This window comes from Cyanobacteriota bacterium, from assembly GCA_025054735.1.
Taxonomy (GTDB): domain Bacteria; phylum Cyanobacteriota; class Cyanobacteriia; order SKYG9; family SKYG9; genus SKYG9.
Genome location: JANWZG010000569.1, coordinates 1 through 1,864, shown reverse-complemented (window position 1 = coordinate 1,864; position 1,864 = coordinate 1). Strand labels below are relative to the sequence as shown.

Genomic DNA, 1,864 nt, shown 5'->3' with positions numbered 1-1,864 from the left:
CTTGCTGCAAAAGAAAATTATCCGCGCCTGCAACCAGCGGGGCATTCCCGTGATCACAGCCACCCAAATGCTGGATAGCATGATTCAAAATCCGCGCCCAACCCGCGCTGAAGCCAGTGATGTGGCCAATGCCATCCTAGACGGTACCGATGCCGTCATGTTGTCAGGCGAGTCGGCTGTAGGCAGCTATCCAGTGCAAGCCGTTGAAATGCTGGTGAGAATTGCGACAGAAATTGAGCCTAATTTGCAATTTACCAACTTACCACCAGACAAAAACGACGAAACCCATGCCATTAGTGAAGCCTTGAACGTCATTGATGAAATTCTACCCTTGCGATGTATTGTGGCCTACACCTCCACAGGGTATACTGCTCGTCTTGCCGCCGCAGAACGCCCTAGAGTACCTGTTGTAGCCCTCACCCCTAACCATGCAGTTTATCACCGACTCAATCTCATTTGGGGTGTGAAACCTGTCTTGCTCACCAATGCCCCCAACTCCTTCGATGAGCTGATGGCAGTAACAGAAGCCACACTGAAACAGCGCCAACTGGCAACATCGGGAGATAAAGTGCTCATTACTGGTGGTGTCCCCATGAATCGACCCGGCGGCACCAATTTTCTCAAAATTCACACGATCGCATAACTGACTACCATTGCCTCTCTTGGCACGGCACTAGAGAGTAACGCCCAAGATTTTTGCCAACGCTTGCTGATCCTTGATGCCAATTTGCAGGCGGCCACTCTCAATATCACGTACCCAACTTTGGCTCTTGCCCATCCGGCTAGCTAAGTCCCGTTGGCTTAACCGCAAACTCTTGCGCGCCGCAACGACTTGCTCACTCGACAGGGGTGCTGGAACTGACTTATCGGATGACGCTTGGGGCGATCGCCGACGGCGTTGAGACTGACGCAGTTTCTTTCGTGCTGCCTGGGTTGCTTGCACTTCCCATCCTTCGGGTAACTCAAAACACAGCAGTCGAGCCTGCATCAATCGATTCCACTTATCCCTTGGGGCTGCATCCGTGAGGCGATTGTGATGACTGCCATCCCTAATCCAAAATTCCAAAGCAGCCTCAGCATCATCAGGAAGGTCTGCTAGCTTTGCCCACAGCGGTTGAATATCGGGGGGATAGGTAATGGGGTCAAATACTGGCTTGAGGCCATAGTGATTCATTACCTCTAAATCACCCTCAAACGATCGTAGCAACCGTTTACGTTCCTCTCGTTGAGTAGCAGCCTGTGCTAGCTTCGTCTCACCATAGGCAACTCGCATCAACGTGGGAATAGTCAAGCGTTGCTCATTCCCCATTTTAGTTTTGAACAGTAGCCAGAGTAGCATCCGGCAAGCACCTTCATGCTGTTGCCAATTACTCATAACCATCCACAGCAGGGACTTTGGCAAACTGCTGTATTGATAAAATGCCGTGTTGTCCCGTGCACCCTGCTGATTGAGGAAATAGTTTGCCCATTCCCCAGCTCTCACACGGAAGGTGATGCCCGTAAGGTGTTTACAGCCCAAATCATCCTCTTGAAAGTGGTGCTGAATGTTCAATAGATGCCATAAACGGCTTCTCTGTAGGGAAAAGCCCCGTACTCGTCCCTGCTGGAACCAGTTGAGGTCTAATTGCAGTTGACAAGGTTGTTGAGCCAGTTCCTTAATCAGAGTCAACTTTGCCAACTTACTCAAGTCTTTGCGTTTTTCCAATCCCAGGTAGGTTTCAATCTGCTGATCATTGATCACAAACTCCTGTTCCCAAGGTTGCCCTAGGGTAAATGCATAGGCAGCATACACCAAGTGTAAGCAAGCAGCTCGCACATCCCAGGTTGCCAACCTAGCTTGAGCAGCAGCACTGTCTAATGGAAC

The 1,864-nt window shown here is 50.5% G+C and carries 2 protein-coding genes; one reads left to right on the top strand and one right to left on the bottom strand.

The window, feature by feature from the left end:
- Positions 1 to 643, top strand: a 643-nt coding sequence (locus NZ772_18225) for a pyruvate kinase (protein ID MCS6815493.1), incomplete at its 5' end; no start/stop codon positions are given.
- A gap of 30 nt (positions 644 to 673) precedes the next feature.
- On the opposite strand, the gene NZ772_18220 is transcribed toward NZ772_18225, so the two are convergent.
- Positions 674 to 1,864 (bottom strand): helix-turn-helix domain-containing protein (locus tag NZ772_18220; protein MCS6815492.1); only part of this gene is annotated, 1,191 nt, incomplete at its 5' end.